This is a genomic window from Halococcus salifodinae DSM 8989, from assembly GCF_000336935.1.
In the GTDB taxonomy this organism is placed as follows: Archaea; Halobacteriota; Halobacteria; order Halobacteriales; family Halococcaceae; genus Halococcus; species Halococcus salifodinae.
The window spans coordinates 1-1993 of sequence record NZ_AOME01000023.1; the positions used below are offsets into that span (position 1 = coordinate 1).

General features: G+C 66.3%; 2 protein-coding genes. One reads left to right on the plus strand and one right to left on the minus strand.

Annotated features, from left to right (window positions below; translation table 11 throughout):
- Positions 1 to 121: 121 nt before the first annotated feature.
- Positions 122 to 1078, plus strand: coding sequence for an alpha-ketoacid dehydrogenase subunit beta (locus C450_RS04685; protein ID WP_005040702.1), 957 nt, complete (start codon positions 122 to 124; stop codon positions 1076 to 1078).
- A 61-nt stretch (positions 1079 to 1139) separates the two neighbouring features.
- Here the strand turns inward: C450_RS04685 and C450_RS04690 are convergent, their stop codons facing one another.
- Positions 1140 to 1949 (minus strand): FAD-dependent oxidoreductase, encoded by an 810-nt coding sequence (locus C450_RS04690; RefSeq protein ID WP_005040705.1) that lies wholly within the window; start codon positions 1947 to 1949, stop codon positions 1140 to 1142.
- Positions 1950 to 1993: the final 44 nt, after the last annotated feature.

Genomic DNA, 1993 nt, shown 5'->3' on the forward strand with positions numbered 1-1993 from the left:
TGTGACCATCTCGAGTCGGTCACGGAGGACCGGCTGATGGGCCGGGAGGTACTCCCCGGACTCCACTGGTTCTACGAACCCGGGCCAGACCGACTCTCGAGGGAGCAACGGTACCGAAACGATGACCGTCCGCGAGGCCATCCGCAAAGGACTCCGCGAGGAGATGCAGCGCGACGAGCGCGTGATGCTGTACGGGCAAGACGAACACGACGGCGAGTCGTTCGAGGTGACCGCCGGTCTCTACGACGAGTTCGGCGGTCGGCGGGTGAAGAACACGCCGATCAGCGAGGCCGCACAGGTCGGTGCCGCCGTCGGTGCGGCGGCGACGGGAATCCGACCAGTCGTCGAACTCAGTTTTTCCGACTTTATCGGGGTCTGTTTCGACCAAATCATGAACCAGGTGGGGAAGACCCGCTACATGTACGGCGGCGAGAGTGAGGTACCGCTCGTCCTCCGAGCGGCCGAGGGGGGGACCGTCAGCGCCGCTGCCCAGCACTCCGGGACCGTCCACACGCTCGTCTCCCACCTGCCCGGCATCAAGGTCGTCGCGCCCGCGACGCCGGCCGCGTCGAAGGGGCTAATCAAGGAGAGCATCCGGTCGAACGACCCGGTAATGTTCTTCGAGAACAAGTCCATCTACAGCGATCGTGGCGAGGTCCAAACCGATGACCGGACTGTTCCGCTCGGCGAAGCAAGCGTCGAGCGGGCGGGCGACGATGTCACCGTTGTCGCGACCCAGCGACTGTTCGGAGAAGCGATGACCGTCGCCGACGCCCTCGCCGGGGAGGCCGCCCTCGAGGTGATCGACCCGCGGTCGCTGTACCCGCTCGACACCGAGACGATACTCGACAGCGTGGCGAAGACGGGCCGTCTGGTCGTCGCCGACGAGAGCCCGATGTCGTACGGGTTCCACGCCGAGGTGATGGCACGGGTGATGGAAGATGGCTTCTTCACGCTCGACGCACCGCCCCAGCGCGTCGGCGTCGCCGACACGCCGATTCCCTTCGCCTCCGGCCTTGAAGCCGAGGTGTTGCCGAGTGCCCCCGACGTCGAACGGGCGGTTCGTCGTGTCCTCTGAGCGTCCGTAGGGGTCGATGGCGTCCGGCCCTGTGATATGCGCCGTCGTCGGCGTAGCGGTGTCAGTTGGTGTGGACCGCTTCGTCCAGGGTATCGGCGCAGGCTTCCATAACCGCCTCCGAGAACGTGGGGTGGGGGTGAACAGTGGCGCTCACGTCGTGCGGCGAGAGTCCTGCCCGAATCGCGACGATGAGTTCGCCGACGAGTTCGGAGGCGTCGGCACCCACTATCTGTGCGCCGAGTATCGTGCTCGCCTCCTCGTCGACGACGACCCGGACGAATCCCTCCGGGCTGTTGGTAGTCAACGCCCGCCCACTCGCGCTGAACGGCATCTCTCCGATGAGCGGGGAATAGCCGGCGGCAGCTGCGTCGCTCTCCGAGAGTCCGATCGTGGCTACCTCTGGGTCGGTGAAGATGACGGCCGGAATCTGCTGGTCCGCCGTCGAGGCGTCCCGCCCGGCGAGCACCTCGGCGGCGACGTGGCCCTCCGTACTGGCCTTGTGCGCCAGCATCGGTTCACCGGCGACATCGCCGATGGCGAAGACGTGGTCGAGTGACGTCCGGCACTGCTCGTCGATGTCGAGGAACTCGCGTTCAGTCGTCTCGAGGTTGAGAGTCTCCAGCCCAACGGTGTCAGTCACGGGTTGCCGTCCGACGGCGACGACGATACGATCCGCGGTGTGTTCGGTCTCGGTCCCGTCGTCCGTCTCGGTCGATACGACTACTTCGGACGACTCGACCGTACAGTCCGTCGCCCGGTGCCCGAACGCAAACTCGACGCCGAGCGATTCGAGGTGCTCGCGGATGCGCTCCCGCAGGTTGTCGTCCCAGCCGGGGAGCACGTCGTCCTCGCCGCACGACGTGAGCGCCACTGTTCACCCCCACCCCACGTTCTCGGAGGCGGTTATGGAAGCCT

Excerpts from the sequence above, each read along its gene's own strand:
- C450_RS04685 (WP_005040702.1), top strand. The coding sequence starts at position 122 with ATGACCGTCCGCGAGGCCATCCGCAAAGGACTCCGCGAGGAGATGCAG.